Origin of the sequence: Marinomonas mediterranea MMB-1 (genome assembly GCF_000192865.1) — a bacterium.
Lineage (GTDB): Bacteria > Pseudomonadota > Gammaproteobacteria > Pseudomonadales > Marinomonadaceae > Marinomonas > Marinomonas mediterranea.
In genome coordinates, this window is sequence record NC_015276.1 from 3,033,670 (window position 1) to 3,054,240 (window position 20,571).

Genomic DNA, 20,571 nt, shown 5'->3' on the forward strand with positions numbered 1-20,571 from the left:
GAAATGAATATTGACCGGTATATCCCTGCCATTAGCTGGCTAAAGACCTATCAAAAGTCGGACTTTCAAGCCGACTTGGTAGCAAGCGTTATCGTCACTGTTATGCTGATCCCCCAAAGTCTTGCGTACGCCATGCTCGCAGGGTTATCGCCAGAAGTCGGTCTATACGCCAGCATTTTGCCGCTTGTGGCGTATGCTATATTTGGTTCCAGCCGCACGCTTGCCGTCGGCCCAGTGGCGGTTGTCTCTATGATGACTGGCGCCGCTGCGTTGGAGTTCGCCGCCCCCGGGACGGCAGAATATACCGCTATAACGATTCTCTTGGCGGGAACGTCTGGCCTGTTTCTGCTCGGAATGGGCATGTTAAAACTGGGGTTCTTAGCGAACCTTCTTAGCCACCCTGTCATATCGGGCTTTATCAGTGCTTCTGCGATCATCATTGCGGTCGGGCAGTTTAAGCACTTATTGGGTATTCGCGCCAATGGGCACAATTTGCCTGAGCTCATGCACTCTTTGGCGGAAAACGCTCCAAACAGTAACTATGTTACCTTTGCTCTTGGAGTAGCTTCCATTACCGTGCTCATTGGGTTTAGACGTTACTTACCTGAGATGCTACAACGCTTCGGTCTCGCTCGAAACACGAGCCAATTGGTCGCCAAAGCCTCACCTGTCTTTGTCGTTTTATTAGCAACGCTTTCGGTTATTTGGTTTGAACTGATCAAAGCGGACGTGAGTGTCGTTGGTGTCGTACCAAATGGCCTACCTGCATTCGCTTTTCCTGAGTGGGAAATGAGCACACTATCTGAACTACTTCCCTCTATTGTGCTCATTAGTATTGTAGGATTTGTTGAATCTGTGTCGGTCGCACAATCTTTTGCAGCAAAGCGACGACAAAGTATCGACCCAAACCAGGAACTTATCGGCCTTGGCGCTGCGAATATTAGCTCCGCCATGAGTACGGGCTTCCCAGTAACGGGTGGGTTCTCTCGCTCTGTGGTCAGCTTCGATGCTGGTGCTCGAACTCCTATGACAGGCATTTTAACCGCCTTATTTATCTTGATTACGCTCAGTTATTTAACCGACGCTTTTTATTATCTACCCAATGCGGTGCTTGCTGCGACTATTATTGTTTCTGTTGTACAACTTATCGATATCAAAACGTTTCTATCGGTTTGGAAGTACTCAAAACACGACGCGGCGGCGATGATCGCCACGTTTTTAGTCGTACTATTAGTCAGTGTCGAGGCGGGCATTATGACCGGCGTTGGGCTCTCGGTTATGCTATTTCTATGGCATACCAGTCACCCTCACATCGCCGTCGTCGGCAAAGTACCAGGGACAGAGCACTTTCGAAACATAAAACGGTTTGAGGTAGAAACACACCCTTCTATCATTACAGTGCGAATCGATGAGAATCTGTTTTTTGCCAATGCACGAGTTTTAGAAGACAGAGTAAATTACTTAGTTGCCCACCAGTGCGATGTTAAGCATGTTGTTCTGATGTGCACTGCTATTAATATGATTGACTCGAGTGCACTGGAAAGTATTGAAATGATCCACGCTCGGTTGCAATCAGCAGGGATAAAGCTGCACCTTTCTGAAGTCAAAGGCCCTGTCATGGACAAACTGAAGAACACCACTTTTATTCAGCATTTGTCCGGCGACATTTTTTTAACCCAACATCAAGCCGTCGAAACATTGTTAGAGGCTTCTTAGCTGAATTTGTTAGTTGAGCTTATCAGTGAAAGGAGCCACTAAACGCACTTCCCCATGCTAAACGTACTTTTCAGCAGGCACGCACATGAGGAAGTGCTGAAGAGAACAAACTAGTACAAATTAACGACTAGTCCGTTTCTTTCGCGACTCGAATAAAGCTGCGATTCTTTTCCAGTAACGATGAGCCGATGCCTTTTACATTCACGAGATCTTCGATGCTTGCAAATGCACCGTGTTCATTACGGTACGTGACAATGGCTTGGGCTTTTGAGGTTCCCACACCCTTTAATATCAACGCAAGTTCCTCTGCGGTCGCAGCATTAACGTCCAGTGGCGTTACCGCAAGTGCAGCGGTCGAGAAACACAATAGAGAGAGTAAGAGTGTGGCACACGCAGCAGTGCGCGCCCATAATTGAATGGCGGTATTTAGCATATTTTAACTTCCTTATCTGAATTCGAAACCTTCATGGTTTCACAGTAAAACGTCTTTAAAAGACACAAAAAAGCCGACTCACCTGAGTCGGCTTACGTGATAGCCTAGCTCGATTGCTCGTTTAACTCAACAGCTTACTAGAAAGATCTTCGCTTCTCGCCAGAAAAAGCAGCGCGGTAGTTGCTCAAGCTAAGCTTACACTAAGCAACACCGAGGTCTTTGTTCGTTTGCATCAACACAGCAATTGGGTCAGCGGCCTGAGTAATTGGACGACCCATGACCAAATAGTGGCTGCCCTGCACCATTGCTTCAGCGGGCGTTAAAATGCGTTTTTGATCACCTTGATCAGATCCAATAGGGCGAATTCCCGGTGTTACAAGTACAAAATCTTTGCCAAGCTCAGATGACAACATTTGAGACTCTTGTGCGGAGCAGACTACGCCGTCCATGCCAGACGACTTCGCCAAATTTGCTAGGCGCAAGACATGATCTCTTGGAGACAAATCGATACCAATTTCTTGCAAGTCCGTCTGATCCATACTCGTCAATACCGTTACAGCAATCAGCAAGGTATTATGATCTTGGATGTTAGCCAGCGCATTTGCGGAAGCTTCCATCATACGACGACCGCCAGATGCATGAACATTCACCATCCAAACCCCCGCTTTGGCCGCAACAGACACCGCGTTTGCAACCGTATTAGGGATATCATGGAATTTAAGATCCAAAAAGATATCAAACCCTAATGCATGCAATTCATCTAAAATTGCAGGACCTGCTTTAGTAAATAATTCTTTCCCGACCTTTACTCGACAAAGGGCTGGATCTAAGCGTTTCGCCATATCGATTGCTTGAGCAGGTGTTGGAAAATCTAAAGCCACCACAATTGGGGATTGGCAGGTCATTCGTATTCCTCTTTCTTTCAATTTCGCCTTGAGATTATTCGCCTTCAAGACCGTGTATAGGTTTCACTGATCCCCAGCTTTTACAGCTCGGACATTGCCAGTGTAGTTGATGCCCAGAAAAGCCACATTGGCGGCACTGGAATTTATGCTTCGCTTTCGTAAGCTGATCGATCAGCTCAAAAAGGACATTCAAATGCTGCTCGTTGACGCCCTGACTTTCAGAGAGTTGCATTTGAATGAGCTCTTTAAACCCTTTAATTGTAGGGTGAATGCGAAGCTGTTCAATCAAAAACTGCTCTGCAAACCGTTTATCATCCTGAGCATAGTGCTTAGCGAGCGCCAAAATTAAGGACGCCGATGAATGGTCTTTATTTTGCTCAACCAGAAATTGGTGATAGCCACTTCCAGACCACACCCTTTGATACGCGTCTTTTAAGTTAGGTAATATAACAGGGATAAAATCAGGATCTTGTTCCGCGACGTTTTTAAGCTCTTTTATGGCATCACGGTAACGCCTTTGCTCACACAATACCTCTGCCATACCAACACTGGCACGAACACATTTGGGGTCCGCATCCAACGCGTTACGAAAATGAGTGAATGCTTGTTTCCATTGTTCTTTCTTTACTTGAACTTGCGCCAGCTCACAGTGAAAGTGTGCCAAACGTTGCGCTTCTTTTACCGACGGCTTTGCTTTTTGTGATTGCTCGCTGATCCGAATGGCCTTGTCCCAACTTTGCTCAAACTCATATAAGTCGATGAGTAAAGTGAGGATTTGCGCTTGAAACTCTGTTTTTCTAGCAGCAATGTTTAATAGCAACCGTTCCGCACGGTCTAGCAAACCCGCTGACATAAAGTCACTTGCCAGTTCTAATTGAACCAAGCGCATTTCACGCTCACCAATGTCTGGACGTGCCAACAAGTTTTGATGGACATTAATGGCCTTCTCTATCTCACCTTTTTTTCGAAACAAATTCCCGAGGGTTAGGTGAATATCAAAGGTTTCGGAGTTGACTTCCAGAGAGTCTACAAACGCGTCAATCGCTTCGGACTGTTGCCCGTTCAATAAGTGATTTAAACCACGAAAGTAGTCTGAAGAAATGGTTTTGAGTTCTTGCTTCGTCGGCTTTTCAGAACGACGTCGTCCCATCACCCATCCAACGAACAGAGCAATAAAAAGAACAAGAAACAACCCCAACTCGGTCAAGTGTGTCTACTCCTCGCTAACCGCAAGCTCTTTCGTCAGAGAGGCTTTGCGAAGAGAGTCTAACTCAGATCTATTTTTATCAAGCTTTTTGGATAGGAGTTTTATTTGGCGGTCAGAACGTAATAGCGTAACAGAACTTGCCAGCAAGGCAACAATAGCGCCAGCAGCGAAGGCTAAGATAAGGTAGAGAGCGATACTTAACTCTGGACCATGCCATACAACGAGGTCCAAAGTAATCAATTGTGGGTTGCGAATAGAGAAAAACACACCGACAACTAGAAAAACGATAAGCAACGCGGCTAACAGCACGCGTTTAAGCCATTTCAACATAATGTCCCCACCTAAAAATACTGTCGCTACATTATGCCGTTGTCTGGTGTAAATTTCGAGTACGCTTACACATTAATTAAGCTCATGATGAGCTGTATCATCCAAATTTACGAGTTCTCGCAGTTCTTTACCGGGCTTAAAATGCGGAACATATTTAGCGGTAAGTTCCACAGATTCACCCGTTTTTGGGTTGCGGCCTACTCTTGGTGCTCGATAGTGCAGTGAGAAACTACCAAAGCCGCGAATTTCGATGCGCTCACCATTTGCCAAAGATTCAGACATATGATCCAGAACCGCTTTTATTGCGAGCTCCACATCTTTCACAGGCAAATGAGATTGCTGATCGATTAACATTTCTATCAGCTCAGATTTCGTCATCTCGTCCTCTCGACTAGAATTTGATCACTTTGCTAAGATTAGCTAAATCTGGAAAGAAAGCAATAACTTATAGCGTAACTCTCCCCCTTTTTCTTAACTTTTTCTATTATTTTTTACGAATATTCGCTTTTTCGCCTCATAAATCGACCTCACCCTCAAATAAACAGCTGAGAAGAAAACGTCAAACTATAGTCGCAATAAAGGACGAGGCACTTGTTCGAAGACTTCCCAACTTCTATAATGCTCGGCATTTATAACACCATTGGAAGACACACAATGAGCTTTAATAACATTCCTGCTGGCCGCGATGTGCCAAACGATATCAACGTAATCATCGAAATCCCAGCTGAAGCGAACCCCGTTAAGTATGAAGTAGACAAAGACATGGACGCTCTAATCGTTGACCGTTTCATGACTGCTCCAATGTTCTACCCTGCAAACTACGGTTACGTTAACAATACTCTTGCTGACGACGGCGACCCAGTCGACGTATTGGTTATCACGCCTTACCCTGTTGTAGCGGGTTCTGTTATTCGTTGTCGTCCTGTTGGCGTTCTAAACATGTCAGACGAAGCGGGTGTAGACGCAAAATTGGTTGCTGTACCACACGAGAAACTAAGCAAAGAATACGCTAACGTCCAAGACGTTGAAGACATTCCTCAGCTTCTACGTGACCAAATCGAACACTTCTTCGAAAACTACAAGACACTTGAGAAAGGTAAGTGGGTTAAAGTTGATGGCTGGGCGAATGCTGACGAAGCACGCAAAGCACTCGTTGAAGGTGTTGAAGCGTATAACGCTCAATAATTCAGCGATTTAACTGCTACAAAAAAGCCGATGCAAATATCATTTGCATCGGCTTTTTTCGTTCTGTAATGCGTTACAGATTATTCCATATCGTCTAGGAATTTTTCTGCATCAAGGGCAGCCATACAGCCTGTACCCGCAGATGTAATTGCTTGACGGTAGATATGGTCCATAACGTCACCCGCAGCATAAACGCCTGGGATGCTCGTTTGAGTCGCGTTACCTTCCAAACCTGACTGAACTTTAATATAGCCATCTTTCATTTCTAGCTGGCCTTCAAAGATGTCTGTATTTGGCTTGTGACCAATCGCAACAAATAGACCTGCAATTTCAAGATCTTTCTTCTCACCAGATTGGTTATTTAGGATACGAATGCCTGTTACACCCGCATCATCACCCAATACTTCGTCAAGTTGAGAGTTCCATTCGATTTTTACATTGCCGTTTTCTGCTTTCTCAAGCAGCTTGTCAGACAAAATCTTCTCAGAACGGAACTTGTCACGACGATGAACAACCGTCACTGAGTTCGCTATGTTGGCAAGGTAAAGCGCCTCTTCAACAGCAGTGTTGCCGCCACCGATTACAGCTACGTCTTTACCGCGATAGAAAAAGCCATCACAAGTGGCACAAGCAGAAACGCCTTGTCCCATAAACTTAGTTTCGCTTTCTAGACCAAGGTATTGTGCACTTGCACCCGTCGCAATGATCAACGCATCACATGTGTAGACACCGCTGTCACCTTCAAGACGGAATGGACGCTGTTGCAGATCCACTTTACCGACATGATCAAAAATAATTTCAGTTTCGAAACGCTCTGCATGCTTACGCATACGTTCCATAAGCTCTGGACCTTGAACGCCTTGATCATCACCAGGCCAATTGTCCACTTCGGTCGTGGTCGTTAGCTGGCCGCCCATTTGCATTCCTGTCACCATAACAGGGCTTAGGTTTGCACGTGCTGCGTAGACTGCGGCGGTATAACCCGCTGGGCCTGAACCTAAGATCAATAATTTTGCGTGTTTAACTTCGCTCATTTAAGCGCTCCTTAAAAGGCTTGTAATATCATTTGGCGAGATGATAACGGAAAAAACGCCAAATGCTTAGAGAATTTCTTTAATTGTTTAAATAGGGACTCGCTATGATTTTTCAAGCGCACATAACGCACATTCTGGATCTTGCGTTAAGGTCATTTCACGCCAGCTTCCAGCAAACCCATCAAAAATCTTCAAACGACCGTGAGCAACTTCACCTTTGTCACTCAACAGTTTTACAGCATCGAGAGACTGCATCACCCCCATTGCCCCCACAACTGGACCCATTATGCCGTTTTCATTACAACTTAACGCTTGATCGGACAACTCTGGGTACAAACATTCATAGCAAGGAGACGCATCTGTGTCGTATCGAAACGTGATCAACTGCCCTTCCCAACGAATGGCCGCACCACTTACTAAAGAAACCTTAGCCTTATAGCAGGCTCTATGCAGTAATTTACGCGTTTTAAAATTGTCTGTGCAGTCTAATACAACGTCCACTTCCGAGACCAATGCCTCCGCATTGTGCTCGTTTAATTTACTCTCGACTGCATTGATCGTAACGTCAGATGCTTTTGCGTTTAACAAATCTTTAGCCGCTTTCGCCTTACTTTCGCCGACATTGCTCTCATTAAATAGAACTTGTCTAGGTAAATTGCTTTCTTCAATACAATCGTCGTCCAACAAGGTTAACGTGCCAACGCCTGCGCCTGCTAAATACGTCGCCGCAATGTTACCTAACCCACCAACACCTACAATTAATGCACGTTTACTACTAAGATTAAGTTGGCCTTCAATATCAAAGTTAGGTAGCAATAACTGGCGACTGTATCTATTTAATTGTGATTCGTTCATTTACTGACTCTAATTAACTGACGCCATAAGCTTAATCCTGCCCGATGGGTCAAAAATCTGATATTATCCGCTGCTTAAATATAAGCACGATCAAGACGGACACACTGCATGAAATTTCCTGGCCGACGAAAGCTCAAACATTACTTCCCAGTATCCCAAGAAAAAGCCATTTTACCTTCTACTGAAGTCAGGCCTAATAAGGATACCTATATTGTTGGGTTAGATGAAACTATTGTAGATGTCGTCGCGAACATCGACGATGCTTTTTTAGAAAAGTTCGCAATTAAAAAAGGCTTATCTAATCTAATCGATGTTGATACCGCACAAAAAATCTACGCGGAGTTGATGAAGAACAACAGTATTTCCGACCACTTTGCCGGTGGAACAATTGCCAACACCATTCACAACTACTCAGTATTGGCCGACGATAAATCCGTTTTACTTGGCGTTATGTCCTCAAATATCGCGTTAGGTTCGCCTGAATACCACTATGTATGCACCACCAGCAGCAAAGTTGATATGAGCCATCTACAGGGCGTCAGCGGCGATATTGGTCGCGGCGTGACACTTATCACGCCCGATGGTGAGCGCACCTTTGCCATTTCACCGGGCGATATGGATGAACTTAATGAAAACCACATTCCTGAAGACATCATTGCTGGCAGCGCTTCTTTAGTAACCTGCGCCTATCCGTTGAGGCATGAAGGCAAACCGATCAAACCCGCCATGCTAAAAGCACTGCAAGATGCGAAAAAGCACGATGTGCCAGTCGTACTCACACTCGGCACACAACATTTAGTAGAAGAAAACCGAGAAGAGCTGTTAGCGCTCATTCGCGATTACGTTACTGTGCTCGCAATGAACGAGTTAGAAGCACAAGCATTAACGGGTCATAAAGAGCCGCTATTAGCCGCTAAAGTCATTCTTGATGATGTGGATATGGTGCTGCTGACAAACGGGCCGGAAGGCTTGTATCTATGTGGGCACGTAGAAAACTCACTAAAAAGAGGAACGAGCAACCCGATAAAGTCAGATGATCTCGCGGATTTCAATCGTTGGGAGTTTAGCCGCCCAATGAAGCGAAACCTTTGTAAGAAACCAATGAAGGTGTACTCTCATATTGACCCTTACATGGGTGGCCCAGAAAAAATAAAGAACACAAATGGCGCTGGTGATGGCGCACTGTCGGCGTTGCTGCACGACATTTCAGCTAATCACTATCATAAGCAAGCCGTTCCAAGTTCGAGTAAACATACCGCGCCGTTTCTCGCCTACTCTTCCTTCGCTCAAATCTGTAAATACTCGAATCGCGTGAGTTACGAGATTTTGGCGCAAAACGCACCACGTTTAAGTAAAGGTTTACCAGAAAGAGAAGACAGCCTAGAGGAAGCTTATTGGGAAAGGTAAGTTTTTCTTTCTTACTCACTTTTCCAACTAATTGCATCTCAATAAAAAGCGCTAATCAACATAGCGCTTTTTATTGGAAAATAGCTTATTGCGAATACAAGGTTAGACGCTTGATCATCTAGATACCCTGTCTAGATAGTAAAGGTTCGAGTTTTACTATCTAGATGATGAACTTGCTCGTAAATATCGCCTGCATTGCTGCCAATACTGGAAATAAATTCATGATCCGTCTTGAGCAGCTGTGCAACATTGTCCATTTCGTCATTCATATGAGCCACGGTTTGAGAGATGTCTTTGACGGCCTGCGCCATATCATTCGACGTAGCGGAACTCATTTGCGCATTTTGCTCTATTTCACGAATCGCTAAGCCTGCATTTTCGCTCAATTGTTCGATCGCTTTTAAGCTTTCCTGACCACTACTCATGGTTGTTATCGCTTCCTCTGTCGAGGATTGAATGGTGTTCACAATTTCCGTAATCGAAGACGTTGCCTCTACGGTTTTTTCGGCTAGTAACCGAACTTCATCCGCGACAACAGAGAAACCACGACCTGCCTCACCCGCACGAGCAGCTTCAATAGCGGCATTCAACGCCAGCAAATTGGTTTGATTAGCAAGATCATTAATCATCGCAATAACGTCGTCAATATCCTTCGATAAGACACCCAGCTCATTCAATTTCACACTGGTTCGGTTCACTATATCGATAGTATTGCTAAGGTTAGAAAGCGCATCATTGATGGTTTCTGCGCCCTTTTTCGCAGAGTCATAAGTATCGTTTGATTGCGTACTCAAATCGTTGGTCGTTGCAGAAATATCCGAAATCGTCGCAGAAATTTGCTGTGTAGAAGACGCCAGTTCAATGGTTTGTTGGCTAACCGAGAGGTTGCTTTTTGTGATGCTCGACACCGCTGAATTTAGCTCAGTGACTTTGTCATTCACATCCTGAGTCGTCGACATCACATCACCGATTACACCTCCCAAGCCTTCCGTCATTTCATTTACGGAGCCACAGAGCTGATCAAAATCATCACCTCGCGCTTTGTTCACAGCCAGTTGAGCGGTTAAATCCCCGTCTTTAATTTTGCCTAGGTCTGCAATAATTTGACTCATCATATTATTTACACTGCGGCCAATGCCCATCATCATCAGTGCTGCTACGACAGCCACAATAATGCTCACAGCCAAAAGACTGACTTTCGCTTGCGATGAACTGTGTTGCGCAGCGCTTCGAGCACTCGACACTAAACTTTGCATAAAAGCCGAAGCAGATTGATGTACACTGCTCAAAGCGTCACTCGCACTCGTAAATTGACTCTGTAACTCGCTGTATTGCTTGGTCGCATCGTCAAATACGGAAAGACCCGCTAAGTAAGGCGTCATCGCATCGGAAAAACGATCCTCTAAATTGTACTTCTTCACCTTTTCCGCAAAGGCGCTAAAGGCTGCATCAAATGCTTCTTTATTCTCTTTAGTAGGCTCAAATATATAGACTTTTTCCGCTTCACGTACCGGAGAGAAAGCTTGCTTCATAAGGCTTAAGCGCGAGACCTTTGCAAAAAGCGCTTCGCCCAACAATTTAACTTCGCCACGTAATCCAGACGAGCCAGTAAAGCCTACTTTGTGTTTGCTCTCTAATAATTGCGTCATCAAATCGTTATAACGCTTAAACCCAGCAGCGACTTGTCGTATATGATCCTGAGCAGTCGAGTCAACCAGCACGTTAACGTCATCCGCTAACGTAGCGCTAAACTGGTTATACTTGTCTTGCTGCCGTTCTAAAAATTCGGTGTACGATTGATCATCCACACGGCTTAGTGCTTCAGATTCTTTCATGATGGAAATGACCAACGACGATAAATTTTTATCGACCTCAGTTAATGTATCGAAGCGAACCGAAGAGGCATCTTGTTCATTGAGACCTTTGAAGGCGACGCCGGTCACAATCGCAAAACCAAGAATGGCGGTTAGTAGTAGCGTTAAAAGCTTTACTCGAAAGCTGATATTAGAAAACATGCATTTATCCTTTGATCACAACTAAGGGTCAATTTTTTGATGATAATAAGCACAAGCTTATAAAATCAAAGCTGCTTTCCTTGCTTCTCGCTATTAAGACCAGTCTATAAAATCCTTGGCGACCATACTATCCTAAAAACGCATACAGATTAAAAGGCAACACCCTGTTGTATAAAAGACTTACGCCATTATTTCACAATTAAGAAAGTCTTTGCTTCAATACGTTTTGGTTAATATTTACGCTAATGGCGCAGCTTGTATTGAGAAAAAGAGTACGCACGTATTACGTTCGGGTCCCGTAATTTAAGGTGCTTCGTTGTGCGTCCCGAAACACGCTCACGCCATACTTTAAAACTCTTAGGTTTCAGTGAACGGCGCATGAGTAGAATAACCCGCGGCTCAGGGAGTCCAAACAAGCCTTCGATGGCTTCGAACGGCGTTCGATCTTCCCAAGCCATTTCAATAATTCTCGATAACTCATCAACTGAAAATACCATACCTCACTCCATCGCAAACTTAGCAGTAACAATAAACGTCGAATTCTTACGCGTCTAAAGCCTGTTCGGATCTGCGTCCCCCGCTCACATACGATATAAAAGTCACTTTTAACTTAAGGCACTACAATGTCAGCGCAAAGTAAGATACGCCTGATGCCACCTCAGAACCTTGAGAGGACCGTGGCCGAAAGCCTAATTTAGTCAACAGTTTGATTGACGCGATATTATCGTTGTCTACACCACCTATCAGCACGTTCCAGTCTGAGCCATTAGACGAGTTATCAGATGAAACATGAGACGCAATCTCGATAAAACCACTCAGCATTTCACCCGCTAAACCGATTCCCCAATATTGCTCACCAAGCAGATAGCCTATATTCACGTCTCCTGACCCGTCGTCATAAGCGAAAATGAAACCTACTACGTCATCGGCATTTTTACTTTCTACGACACACAAGCGGCTTTCGGCTAACATCTTAGTCAGCCAGCTCTCTGCTTTGGTACTTGTATCAATGCCATGAAAGTATGGCGGTAGACTTTGAACCACAGACGGCGTAAGTAACTCAACAATACTTAATCCTATTCTGTTTACCTTAGAAGCCACGTCTACTTCTTGTAATTCATACACTCTTAACCTTGATGTCGAATACGAAATGTTCATCAATCAATGCACTCTTTGTTTAGTTTGGCTTTTTTAGACGGCTTTTATTTAGGCGGTTATAGGGTCTTTTCAATAAGCCTTTTTATTTAGCCTTTTCGCGCCGTCTTTTTGTATAAATAATAAGCACTCGCACACGATAATGTGTCACAATATGGGCATAGACTCTCATTTTAAGCTTGTTGATTTATTAACAAGCTTCCTTCAACCCTAATGCATTTTCAAGCGTCGTCGAAAAGCACTCTATTTTAGGAAGAAATTTATGCAAAAACTAACGCCTGCCGGCCAGAATTTAGTCAGCGACATTGCTTATCGATTCGGCCTTAGTCAAGATGCAGTCATTCATATGCTCGTTGCCGTAAACAATGGAAATGGAAGTATGGCACAGTTTAACTGCCCTGAATTAGGCGGCTCTGGACAATGGATGCAAGGAGGTATGACCATGGTTGGAGACATGTTCAACAATGGTTTAAAAAACACCGTCGACAATCTGTGTTCTGAACTGTCAAATGCACTAGCGAATATGCAATTGTTCCCAGTCGCTCCGGCTCACACGCCTGGTAGCCTACAATGGTGGCCTGGCGATTTAGGCCAGCCGTTTAGCAGCGGTGCACAAAACAACATACGCTATGCAGTATTCCCTAATCGATTGGCCGTAGAGCTCAACGGCGCAGTCACTGTCTACGATACGCTCAATCACAATATTGGTGGCGTCAGTCAGCAACAAGGGTCAAATACGTCTCTTAGCTTTTCCAGCCAGTTCGGCGAAATCGGCGTTGAAACACTGCCAATCGTTTCTGGGGCAACGCAACAGCAAGACGCACTAGCCCCTTCTAACGCGCAAATCAATTTCGCGGAACCAGCACCACAAAACAATGGCGTTTTTGATAACCAACAAATCAACAACCCAAACAATGTTATGGGAACGTCAAGCGCGAATACGATGGACACGTCGTCAGGCACACAAGACGAAATTTTCACCTTACTTGAAAGACTAGGCAAGTTATTTGACGCTGGCGTTCTCACACAAGAAGAGTTTAATACGAAAAAAGCGGAGCTATTGGGGCGCATTTAACCAATTTTTTCCGTGAATTTACATAATGATGAGACCTTTGCACGAAGTCACGAGCAAAGCCAAGACGAGGCAAAAATAGACGAAAAAGCGGAGTTTATGCGTTATAAATGAGCATTTTGAGTGTCTTTTTAACACTGTATTGGAGAGCGTAGTCGTCGTGCAAAGGTCTCATGATATGTATTCCGAAGAGATTACTAACAGTAGTGAGTAATCTCTTCCATTTACATGAGATAAAAAGTGCCGCACTTCGGGCTTGAATTCAGGCGTCTTCTAAAACTATCGTAATTTATAACTTCTGCGACGCCACATATAGCGCAGCCCGTTGAATCTCTTGCAAACGAAATCCTTCAATAGAAGTACTAAAGGCCCTTTCTCCTCGCTCCGTTCGGTAAGCTAAGTTTCGATGTTCTAATGTTTCTGACTGTATGCCTTCTTTATCTTTAGAGACGACACATCCCTTATCTAAACGCGATTGAATGCTTGACTTAGCATGAGCGTGCTTCATGAAATCAGCAGGAATAGGCAAGCCTTTTTCGCCTTGATGAAGCTTCTCAACATACCCGTCTTCATGTTTATGAGCTTTCAAAGCGTGATTAAGTGAAAACATGGCACAATCCCAATCTGACTTTTGTATATCTGGATTAACCACATTCAGTTTTGCATGCGGCATACTATATCTTAAGCTATGTTCAAGCATTACCGAATTTTCAAATGTTGCTGGCTCAAAGCCGACAATAGAAGGCGGGTTTTTAGGGGTGAATTTAACATCAAGAGCTGCATGGTGGTTTGGAGAGACGCCACTTGCAGGTGGGTAAACAATTCGAACATGGTTTGGTTTTCGAGTTGAGTTTGTCTTTGCTTCCATTTGATGCAAAGCGTCTGTGCATTCTTGTGTACTTTTGAAAACATGTAAATTGAGCCCTAGCGTTCTTTTATTCTCAGCCTCGGCGATTAACGGCAATAGCTTTTTATCAAATTTATTCATCTCATAACCCCCACTTTCACCTGTTTTAATACAGGAAATAGCGTGTTGAGCGTAATCATGTAAATCGCTATCGAGCGACTTCGTATCCAGTAGATTAAGTTGATCAATTTTGTTTTGAAGTCGGCTAGGAACAATCGGTGCTTTCTCTGGTAGAGGGTCAGATCGACTATCTTTATCGATTTGTTTTAAAGCAGGCAACGCCATTAAATAAACTCGATCACGACTGAGCGCTGACTGCCTGACTAGCTGACTATCTGGTAACGCTTTTGAACCCTCTTTTTTATCATGAAGAGTCACGCTTGAAGACCCACAAGCATATTCCTTAAGGCGCTGCGTTAACGAAGGGGTAGGCAAATTAGCCTTGGCAGGTTTAGAAGATAATTCTGGCTGAGGTTGCACAACCCCTTCCTGCTCAGGCTTTTTCTCTTTCTTTGTGTTACTTAATGACGCTTGACCCTGAAATATATCTGGTAATGATAATTTGAACCCATTGATATGCATGTACCCTTTCCCCAACCGAAAATAAAAATATGGCATAAATAAAGTCAGTGGGGCCTTTTTGAAAAAAGTTCCTACTACCAGCGGTTCAGCGGTTGGCCACCCACCTCAACTTAACCATGAGTGTCGCACTTATTATCTGAATTTAGGCTAATCCAAATTCGTCACTTTTTGCCCAAGAAATAACTCCATCAAGAGCTTTTTTCTCTAGCTCGAATTGATTTCGCAATTTAATTAACTAAGATTCTATTCTCACGGACTCACTCTTGAAATCTAACGCCGCAATTACGGGTGAACCACACACTGGTGAGTCCGTGGCGCCTTGGCGACACATGCGTAGATTGCCTTGTTAAGTGATGCTAGAACACCGAATTCCATACATCACCTTGCTGATACTGTAGCTCTGTTGTTTTTAAAAACTTACCTTGAACTTGAACCCTAATGGCATTGGTAAGGAAGCGATCTAGAACAGAGCTTAAATACTCAATTAGCTCAGTATCTGATTCTCCCTCATAGAACTCGAAGGATTCTGAAAGCACCTTCCTATCCCCCTCCCAAAAGTCGAAAAAAACTTCGTGGAAAGGGTGCGGCCAAACGACCTCTGCTCTCTTTGCAGCCAATGAAACCGACAATTGGTAGGCATCGTTCGCTACCTCAATTGTTGGAGAGAACGTGCTTAATAGGTCAAGTAGCTCTCTTTCTAGTTCTGGTTTTCTGTCCATGCTCGGATTATTCACTTAACGCCGTTATAACCTGGTTATGTTTTTGCGCCATTCTAAAATTGTTACCCCCAAATACGCTATACATGCAGTACTTAGTACATGCCCTCCCCACAAAGGGGTATGGAAGGGTGAGTAAACAACCGAATAGATAACAAAGCCCAACCACCCACACAACAAAGTTTGTAAAACCAGCTCCCAGCGCCGTATCTCTCTCTGACGAAAAACATGCACACAAAGTGCTAATGGCATTAAGAAAGTAAGCAACAGCCAGTATCCACCATCACCCTGAGCGTACTTTTGACGGCGATGATCGTCCTGCTTGAATCATTCTGTTCTACCTGAACTATTTCCCCGCCACTTTCCATCTCCACTACCGTTCCCACTGAACACTGAGACAACGGAAAAAATATGCAAGCAAGTATGGAAATTGAAATTATTAGTTTAAAAACTCTCATCTTAGAACCGAAACATAACGCCACAATAACCGAGCGGAGCTAAGCTTGATATTTTGAGCAAAGCGAACCACGCTTAGCGGAGTCCGGTTGATTGCTTTGTTAAGGCAATTTTTTGAACACTGCATCCATTGCCTCCCGATCGTAATCTAACAAGTAATTACCAAACTGATTATACAAACCCTGTAATAGTAGTTTGTTTTTCCCTACGACATCCATGCCTCGGTCATCGTATGGGAAAATCATCACGCTTTTTTCGAGGTTAAATAGATATATATTTGCACTAGGGCTTGGCTCGATACCGCCTAAATCTGTAGCTAAAGCGCACCATAGCGCGTTGACAAGACATTCCAGAGGTACTTCAAATGCAATGTAATGCCACCTAGAATTTGCGAAGTCTTCATCATCGACCCACTCATCATCAAATTCACTCCAGTGCTCTTTATTAGATTTTGGAAATAGGCCAACTTCACGTAATGACCTAAGCACTGATACACTAGAAACAAGTGACTTTTCGCCGTAGACTTTTACGCAAACTGTAATGTCTTCACAGTCACCAAAAATGTGACCACAAACTTCCATCGCTTTTCGATGCGCAGTGAGAAACTGATTTAAGTGCGTACCACCCTCAGCAAGCTCAAAGCGAAGGCCGCCCTCAAAGCTATAAAATAGGGGCCTTTTAAAAGCTTTACCGTCAAACTTGCCTTCAATTTCTAATCGAATACTCATGGTGCCTTAACGCCCCTATTAAACGACGCAAACTTGCTGGCTAAAATTGCGAGGCACGGGCGCCAGCCAGCGAGTAGGCGTCCGGTTGAATGGTTTGTTAGCTGTGCTCATAAAAACTTCCTATTTCTCTTATACCATTTTATGTAAGCGATAGTGAAAAAAAGATTCTGCGGCGGAGGGAAATAGGGCAACAGCTCACTGAGTAACTCACCAATTTCTTTTAGCTTTTCGTTAGACTGATTTTTATACGCCTTAATCATCCAGTGGTTGTTGGAATCAAACCAACTTACACCGCTTGGATATTTGTTTTGTAATTCACCTTTAGCAACCAACTCTTTAAACAAATCGTGGTATTTAGTTCGCAAGCTAAGAATGTGGCACATGCCTCCTATCCCTACCAGCACATATGAAAATCCACAAAGAATTAAAAGCAGTTCCAATTATCAAACCTCAATTCGTACAGCTAACGCCTCACTCACCGGAATTTTGGGAGCGAAGCGAGTAAAATTTCCGAGTGCAGTGACTTGTTAGCATGCTACCGAACACGTTTAGAGTTAGTTAAGTAATCGCTACCAGACAACGGCCCTTTATATATATCTTCTAATAAAAAGTGCAGCACTTCTTTGAGTTCTTTCTTGTCACTTGGCAATGTTATTTTGCCATTATTTACAACGACTGGAATGTCAGGAAAATTGGCAGCAGCTGTGGATATTTGCGTAACAGTATAGTTGTCTAATACACCCGAACTCTCAATAGAGTGCGCCATCTTTCTTACTTGCGTATCGGCTTCTGAGATAAAACTTGCAAGATCAGCAATTTCCAATGAAGCATGTTGCGACATCTGAGTTAAGTCTTCGTCAGTTGCTTCTCGATAAAACTCTGATAGATCGAAAACCATTCGAGCATTGTGAAAGCTTTTAAATTTTAACACGCAAGACACCCACTACATAGAATCACGAAACACTTTCCAGCGCCATTATCAAATCTATCAATTTAAAACCAGCGGTTAAACCGCCTATCTTAGAAGTTCATGGTGAGCCGGAGACTATTCTCAGTTTTCACGCAAGAAGCGGCCTCATACCGATCATATTGTACGATCTTAGATCAGTTTAGGAATGATGGGGGATTATCAGGAAATTAAATTACGCGAGTAGCCTTGTGCACCTTCGGTTTGGTCTGGCTTTAGGATTTGAGTGCGAATATTCCTTTAAGCTTGCTTCTGCTCCTACGATACTGCTTGAGTTTGATTCGAACTGAGTTGCAATCGTTATCCAATTTTCGTGAGAAATGCCTACTCTTTGTAAAATAGGCGAAAGTGATAGATCGATTGAACCTCTTTTATCCTCCCGAACAACGCGTCCGGTGAGGTCAACAAGATCAAAGTAATCTTTAAGCTTAAAGGCAATTCCAATGGGTTGGTTCTCTCTTTCATTGCCTATAAACGGCATCAACTCTTTTGGTTGCTCTGCACGCTTCGCTGACTTAACTCGTTTCTTTAAGCTGGTAAATTGAGAGGTTTCAGGTGTGTCTGCGATATTCGCTCTGAGTGGATTGAGATCGACATACGCCATGCAAGCAATTAACGCAGCTTCATCCAAGAGTGCCTGAGACTTGAAGCGCCCTTCCCAGAACCGGCCTGTACAATTATCTTCAAAATTTGCTTGCCTTGCTATTGGCTCACTTAGGTCCCTCATGAACCAGCTAATATCCATGAGCCGTTGACGATAAGTCTCGGCTGTCACTTCCAACATCTCCATCACAGCCTTTGGCAGCTCTTCACCTCGGATGTACTTCTGAGTGAGCAATGTTCCCTTATGGAGCTTGTGCCAGCGCTCAATCACTTCACGAGTTGTCCAGTCCTTGGCGTCTTGCTCATTCACATGCAAAACAACATGAATGTGGTTACTCATCACAGCATAGGCACATACATCGATGGCAAATATTTGAGCTAGAAATAAGAGACGGTTTTCGATCCAGCCACGACGATGTTCAAAGCTTTTGCCCGTGACGACATCCTCTCCACAAAGAAAAGCACGGCGAACACAGCGAGAAATACAATGATAATAAGGAGTATCAGACAAGCTGACCTGTTGACTTCTTGGGCGCGACATACGGAAATTCCTTTTTCCAAATAAAATATACTGTTTATTTATACAGTTAAATGTATGCACCGTCAAATCGAATGGGTGTCTTGCGTAACCGGAATGGGTGTCTTGCGTAACCGGTTGCGTAACCGTGAAATCGGATACTCAAGAAAAAAGACCGTTCATCTTGGTTCAGATATACCAGCACACGAAACCATGCCAGGAGTTCATAGAGTGGCAGCTTTGTTGAAACGCTGGCTATTGGGAACCTACCAAGGTGCCGTTCAAGCCAAGCAGCTTGATTACTACTTGGATGAATATACCTTTAGATTTAACAGAAGAAAATCGCGGTCTAGGGGGCTATTATTTTATCGATTACTTGAGCAGTCAGTAGCAACAAAACCCTTAACCTATGAGGGTATTAAAACGAGGTAAACACTAGATATAGTGTCTGGTTGCTCTAAATGGATAGCCCTTTTATTTATACAGTTAAATATATGCACCGTCAAATCGAATGGGTGTCTTGTGTAACCGATCTTCAGCGACCTTGTTTAATTCTCCTACGCCAACATCAAGCCAGTAGATCCCCCTATTTTCCACATTTTGTAGAAAGGCATCTCCACTAGCTGCTAGTAAGATCGGTAGCTTTTTGTCACCAATTAACCATTCCCAGCCCGATAAAACTTCTTCTCGTTTTAAGTGGGAAAAATTGACTGTAAGATCGTCTAACGTCATGATAAATTTCCTGACTAAATGCTAACGCCTTTAGCATAGGCCGAGGAGCGACAGCGACGATGTTCAGCGCTTAGCGCAAACATGGCTACTTTTTCAAATGTTTTGTTCAATTATTGTTATTCCAAAGAATAATACAGGCACCAATGCGAAGATTCCGAGCAGGTAAGCAGCTTTCGAAGCCACACCCTTTTTTATTAGAAAAGCCGCTCCCGCTAATGATATTACACCGCACACAACCCAAACTAGCGACACATAAAACATAATCCAATCTGACTTATAAAATTAAGTCCTTGGTTAATGCTCTCTGAATATCAATGAATGAAGTAAGAGGCCCATGTAGCACAGATACCCAAATGCCAATATTGAAAACGAAGATATATATATTTTACTTTCGTTCATGATGTACATTTAACGTCTCAAGCCGCGGCGCGCGTTAGCGCGTCCTCCTTGCTTGACTTGTTATGAGTAAATTTCTCAGATCTAGACTTCATAAGCTTTAACAGCGAATCATGAAAATCTCGGAAGATCAATTCACCCCAAACGCGAGAATAGACACTAAAATTGGTATTGTCGAGCAATCTAGTTTTCAGTGTTAAGACGGTATTGCCAGCACTGTCTTCCGAAAGATAGTATCCGCCATTTAACGGCGAGAAGTATTCGCCCCCGAGTTTTACGTACTTATCTAATGCATGATCTGGAATTGCTTCAGGATCGATATCGAACGAGTAAGTCATTTTTTTGTTCGGTTCCCAATGTGTAATAACTTCCCTGAATCCCCTTTCCCATTCACTAGTTCTTACAGCGCCAATACCTTCTGCGCTCATGCTAGCCTTAACCGGTCTTGGAACACCAATCAATGACGTAAGTGTTACATCAAATTCATCAGCTTGAATTAATTCAACCTCTCCAAGCTGCTTCCAAACCATACTTGGTGAAGCATAAATAGTAACACTGTTTTCAACTGTGTAGGTGTTAGTTAAATCTAAAAAATTCACCTCAATTGGTGCTATCAAAATTGGCAATATTACTAGCGACATTAACGTAGAGTT

Annotated in this window: 22 protein-coding genes and 1 pseudogene; 5 read left to right on the forward strand and 18 right to left on the reverse strand. The window is 43.7% G+C overall.

The features are described from left to right. Positions 1-3: 3 nt before the first annotated feature. The gene (locus MARME_RS13860; RefSeq protein ID WP_013661893.1) at positions 4-1,716 is read left to right on the forward strand and encodes a SulP family inorganic anion transporter; all 1,713 of its coding nucleotides are present in this window, start codon (positions 4-6) and stop codon (positions 1,714-1,716) included. A gap of 127 nt (positions 1,717-1,843) precedes the next feature. On the opposite strand, the gene MARME_RS13865 is transcribed toward MARME_RS13860, so the two are convergent. From MARME_RS13865 to ihfB, 5 genes are all read right to left on the reverse strand, one after another. Then, on the reverse strand, positions 1,844-2,149 hold the full coding sequence (locus MARME_RS13865) for a ComEA family DNA-binding protein (protein WP_013661894.1): 306 nt from the start codon (positions 2,147-2,149) through the stop codon (positions 1,844-1,846). Between the two features lie 200 nt (positions 2,150-2,349). Continuing rightward, positions 2,350-3,054: an orotidine-5'-phosphate decarboxylase gene (gene pyrF, locus MARME_RS13870; RefSeq protein ID WP_013661895.1), complete on the reverse strand. Its 705-nt coding sequence runs from the start codon at positions 3,052-3,054 to the stop codon at positions 2,350-2,352. Between the two features lie 34 nt (positions 3,055-3,088). Further along, the gene (gene lapB / locus MARME_RS13875; protein ID WP_013661896.1) at positions 3,089-4,261 is read right to left on the reverse strand and encodes a lipopolysaccharide assembly protein LapB; all 1,173 of its coding nucleotides are present in this window, start codon (positions 4,259-4,261) and stop codon (positions 3,089-3,091) included. Between the two features lie 6 nt (positions 4,262-4,267). Next, the gene (locus MARME_RS13880; RefSeq protein ID WP_013661897.1) at positions 4,268-4,591 is read right to left on the reverse strand and encodes a LapA family protein; all 324 of its coding nucleotides are present in this window, start codon (positions 4,589-4,591) and stop codon (positions 4,268-4,270) included. A gap of 72 nt (positions 4,592-4,663) precedes the next feature. After that, the gene (gene ihfB / locus MARME_RS13885) at positions 4,664-4,969 is read right to left on the reverse strand and encodes an integration host factor subunit beta (protein ID WP_013661898.1); all 306 of its coding nucleotides are present in this window, start codon (positions 4,967-4,969) and stop codon (positions 4,664-4,666) included. A gap of 276 nt (positions 4,970-5,245) precedes the next feature. Here ihfB and ppa point away from each other — a divergent pair, with 276 nt between their 5' ends. After that, positions 5,246-5,776 carry an inorganic diphosphatase gene (gene ppa / locus MARME_RS13890; protein WP_013661899.1) on the forward strand — a complete coding sequence of 177 codons (531 nt, stop codon included), beginning with the start codon at positions 5,246-5,248 and terminating at the stop codon, positions 5,774-5,776. Positions 5,777-5,856: 80 nt separating this feature from the next. On the opposite strand, the gene trxB is transcribed toward ppa, so the two are convergent. Continuing rightward, the gene (gene trxB, locus MARME_RS13895; protein ID WP_013661900.1) at positions 5,857-6,810 is read right to left on the reverse strand and encodes a thioredoxin-disulfide reductase; all 954 of its coding nucleotides are present in this window, start codon (positions 6,808-6,810) and stop codon (positions 5,857-5,859) included. 102 nt (positions 6,811-6,912) lie between these two features. Next, positions 6,913-7,665 (reverse strand): HesA/MoeB/ThiF family protein, encoded by a 753-nt coding sequence (locus MARME_RS13900; RefSeq protein WP_013661901.1) that lies wholly within the window; start codon positions 7,663-7,665, stop codon positions 6,913-6,915. A 108-nt stretch (positions 7,666-7,773) separates the two neighbouring features. Between MARME_RS13900 and MARME_RS13905 the strand changes: the two genes are divergently transcribed. Then, positions 7,774-9,072 carry an inosine/guanosine kinase gene (locus MARME_RS13905; RefSeq protein ID WP_013661902.1) on the forward strand — a complete coding sequence of 433 codons (1,299 nt, stop codon included), beginning with the start codon at positions 7,774-7,776 and terminating at the stop codon, positions 9,070-9,072. A gap of 131 nt (positions 9,073-9,203) precedes the next feature. On the opposite strand, the gene MARME_RS13910 is transcribed toward MARME_RS13905, so the two are convergent. The 3 genes from MARME_RS13910 to MARME_RS13920 all read right to left on the reverse strand — a co-directional run bounded on the left by MARME_RS13910 (position 9,204) and on the right by MARME_RS13920 (position 12,245). Further along, on the reverse strand, positions 9,204-11,087 hold the full coding sequence (locus MARME_RS13910; protein WP_013661903.1) for a methyl-accepting chemotaxis protein: 1,884 nt from the start codon (positions 11,085-11,087) through the stop codon (positions 9,204-9,206). 242 nt (positions 11,088-11,329) lie between these two features. Then, entirely contained in the window at positions 11,330-11,584 is a 255-nt protein-coding gene (locus tag MARME_RS13915) for a TIGR03643 family protein (protein ID WP_013661904.1), read from the reverse strand. Between the two features lie 121 nt (positions 11,585-11,705). Further along, positions 11,706-12,245, reverse strand: a complete 540-nt coding sequence (locus MARME_RS13920; RefSeq protein WP_013661905.1) for a GNAT family N-acetyltransferase — start codon at positions 12,243-12,245, stop codon at positions 11,706-11,708. Between the two features lie 259 nt (positions 12,246-12,504). Here MARME_RS13920 and MARME_RS13925 point away from each other — a divergent pair, with 259 nt between their 5' ends. Then, positions 12,505-13,317, forward strand: coding sequence for an SHOCT domain-containing protein (locus tag MARME_RS13925; protein ID WP_013661906.1), 813 nt, complete (start codon positions 12,505-12,507; stop codon positions 13,315-13,317). Between the two features lie 286 nt (positions 13,318-13,603). Here the strand turns inward: MARME_RS13925 and MARME_RS13930 are convergent, their stop codons facing one another. The 6 genes from MARME_RS13930 to MARME_RS13955 all read right to left on the reverse strand — a co-directional run bounded on the left by MARME_RS13930 (position 13,604) and on the right by MARME_RS13955 (position 18,814). Then, entirely contained in the window at positions 13,604-14,803 is a 1,200-nt protein-coding gene (locus MARME_RS13930; RefSeq protein WP_013661907.1) for a YopJ family acetyltransferase, read from the reverse strand. 356 nt (positions 14,804-15,159) lie between these two features. After that, positions 15,160-15,537, reverse strand: a complete 378-nt coding sequence (locus tag MARME_RS13935; RefSeq protein ID WP_148231033.1) for a hypothetical protein — start codon at positions 15,535-15,537, stop codon at positions 15,160-15,162. 539 nt (positions 15,538-16,076) lie between these two features. Next, positions 16,077-16,703, reverse strand: coding sequence for a DUF3885 domain-containing protein (locus MARME_RS21540; RefSeq protein ID WP_013661909.1), 627 nt, complete (start codon positions 16,701-16,703; stop codon positions 16,077-16,079). A gap of 107 nt (positions 16,704-16,810) precedes the next feature. Beyond that, positions 16,811-17,143, reverse strand: a complete 333-nt coding sequence (locus MARME_RS13945; protein ID WP_148231034.1) for a hypothetical protein — start codon at positions 17,141-17,143, stop codon at positions 16,811-16,813. 95 nt (positions 17,144-17,238) lie between these two features. After that, on the reverse strand, positions 17,239-17,634 hold the full coding sequence (locus MARME_RS13950) for a hypothetical protein (RefSeq protein WP_190273406.1): 396 nt from the start codon (positions 17,632-17,634) through the stop codon (positions 17,239-17,241). Between the two features lie 211 nt (positions 17,635-17,845). Further along, positions 17,846-18,814, reverse strand: coding sequence for a transposase (locus tag MARME_RS13955; protein WP_013661912.1), 969 nt, complete (start codon positions 18,812-18,814; stop codon positions 17,846-17,848). Between the two features lie 132 nt (positions 18,815-18,946). On the opposite strand from MARME_RS13955, the pseudogene MARME_RS21885 reads away from it, so the two are divergent. After that, positions 18,947-19,222, forward strand: a pseudogene (locus MARME_RS21885) (transposase); the annotation flags it as partial. A gap of 54 nt (positions 19,223-19,276) precedes the next feature. On the opposite strand, the gene MARME_RS13960 reads toward MARME_RS21885, so the two are convergent. Further along, the gene (locus MARME_RS13960) at positions 19,277-19,522 is read right to left on the reverse strand and encodes a hypothetical protein (protein WP_013661913.1); all 246 of its coding nucleotides are present in this window, start codon (positions 19,520-19,522) and stop codon (positions 19,277-19,279) included. Positions 19,523-19,938: 416 nt separating this feature from the next. Continuing rightward, positions 19,939-20,559: an SRPBCC family protein gene (locus MARME_RS22560; RefSeq protein WP_223294981.1), complete on the reverse strand. Its 621-nt coding sequence runs from the start codon at positions 20,557-20,559 to the stop codon at positions 19,939-19,941. Positions 20,560-20,571: the final 12 nt, after the last annotated feature.